9 tRNA genes and 1 rRNA gene are annotated in these 1,431 nt (G+C 49.7%); all 10 read left to right on the top strand.

The annotated features are described in order from the left end of the window. Positions 1–270: 270 nt before the first annotated feature. The 10 genes from rrf (at position 271) to ACFOU2_RS15120 (ending at position 1,326) form a co-directional block, all read left to right on the top strand. Positions 271–386: ribosomal RNA gene (gene rrf / locus ACFOU2_RS15165) — 5S ribosomal RNA — on the top strand. A 5-nt stretch (positions 387–391) separates the two neighbouring features. Beyond that, positions 392–467 (top strand) — tRNA-Val (locus tag ACFOU2_RS15160). A gap of 140 nt (positions 468–607) precedes the next feature. After that, positions 608–683, top strand: a tRNA-Thr gene (locus tag ACFOU2_RS15155). 7 nt (positions 684–690) lie between these two features. Continuing rightward, positions 691–766, top strand: a tRNA-Lys gene (locus tag ACFOU2_RS15150). Between the two features lie 10 nt (positions 767–776). After that, positions 777–858 (top strand) — tRNA-Leu (locus ACFOU2_RS15145). 12 nt (positions 859–870) lie between these two features. Then, a tRNA-Gly gene (locus ACFOU2_RS15140) sits at positions 871–945 on the top strand. A 15-nt stretch (positions 946–960) separates the two neighbouring features. Further along, a tRNA-Leu gene (locus tag ACFOU2_RS15135) sits at positions 961–1,049 on the top strand. A gap of 12 nt (positions 1,050–1,061) precedes the next feature. Next, positions 1,062–1,138, top strand: a tRNA-Arg gene (locus ACFOU2_RS15130). Positions 1,139–1,157: 19 nt separating this feature from the next. Further along, positions 1,158–1,234, top strand: a tRNA-Pro gene (locus ACFOU2_RS15125). A gap of 16 nt (positions 1,235–1,250) precedes the next feature. Next, positions 1,251–1,326, top strand: a tRNA-Ala gene (locus ACFOU2_RS15120). Positions 1,327–1,431 lie beyond the last annotated feature (105 nt).

The raw sequence follows: 1,431 nt of genomic DNA, 5'->3' as shown, positions 1-1,431 counted from the left end.
ATGATCAGGTTGATAGGTCAGAGATGGAAGCGTGGTGACACGTGGAGTTGACTGATACTAATCGATCGAGGACTTAACCAAAAGAAAAGTGGAGCAAGCTTGCTCATATCCATAGGGCATTGGAGCTTCTGACAGAGAAACCGCTCTTTGGTTTCGTCGGAAGACGCGAAATGACCGTAGGATATAGCTTGCGCAACTGGACAATGAAAAGCACTACGTGCTTTCCTCAGTAATGTGTTATCTAGTTTTGAAGGAACAACCTTCATATAGTCTGGTGATGATGGCGAAGAGGTCACACCCGTTCCCATGCCGAACACGGAAGTTAAGCTCTTCAGCGCCGATGGTAGTTGGGGGTCTCCCCCTGTGAGAGTAGGACGTCGCCAGGCGAATCGGAGGATTAGCTCAGCTGGGAGAGCACCTGCCTTACAAGCAGGGGGTCGGCGGTTCGATCCCGTCATCCTCCACCATAATAGAAAAAGCGAAGAAAGCCCGCTTAAACCAATAGAATGTTGAAAATTCTGAGAAGGAATTGCTTTTTGGCTCTGCAAGAGGAAGCGAAACATTCGTATGGTTTGCCTTTCGAAGCTAGACAATCAAAAAATACTTTGCCGGTGTAGCTCAATTGGTAGAGCAACTGACTTGTAATCAGTAGGTTGGGGGTTCAAGTCCTCTTGCCGGCACCATTTAAAAGAGCCATTAGCTCAGTCGGTAGAGCATCTGACTTTTAATCAGAGGGTCGAAGGTTCGAGTCCTTCATGGCTCACCATTTTAATGATGCGGGTGTGGCGGAATTGGCAGACGCACCAGACTTAGGATCTGGCGCCGCAAGGCGTGGGGGTTCAAGTCCCTTCACCCGCACTCTAAAATTGCGCGGAAGTAGTTCAGTGGTAGAACACCACCTTGCCAAGGTGGGGGTCGCGGGTTCGAATCCCGTCTTCCGCTCCACTAGACAATGTAGTTGCCGGGGTGGCGGAACTGGCAGACGCACAGGACTTAAAATCCTGCGGTAGGTGACTACCGTACCGGTTCGATTCCGGTCCTCGGCACCATTTACACGATATGCGCCCGTAGCTCAATTGGATAGAGCGTCTGACTACGGATCAGAAGGTTATGGGTTCGACTCCTGTCGGGCGCGCCATATTTAAATGAATTAAAAACGGGAAGTAGCTCAGCTTGGTAGAGCACTTGGTTTGGGACCAAGGGGTCGCAGGTTCGAATCCTGTCTTCCCGACCATTCATTAAATAATCATGGGGCCTTAGCTCAGCTGGGAGAGCGCCTGCTTTGCACGCAGGAGGTCAGCGGTTCGATCCCGCTAGGCTCCACCATTTTATGAACTTTGAAAACTGAACAAACGAACAAACGTCAACGTTAATTCTTTTTATTATGAGCAATCAAACATTTCTTCGGAGAGTTTGATCCTGGCTCAGGAC

This window comes from Bacillus songklensis (genome assembly GCF_042649685.1).
Lineage (GTDB): Bacteria > Bacillota > Bacilli > Bacillales > Bacillaceae_H > Bacillus_BA > Bacillus_BA songklensis.
Note: the sequence above shows the minus strand (reverse complement) of the source record. Positions and strands in the feature narration are given on the sequence as shown.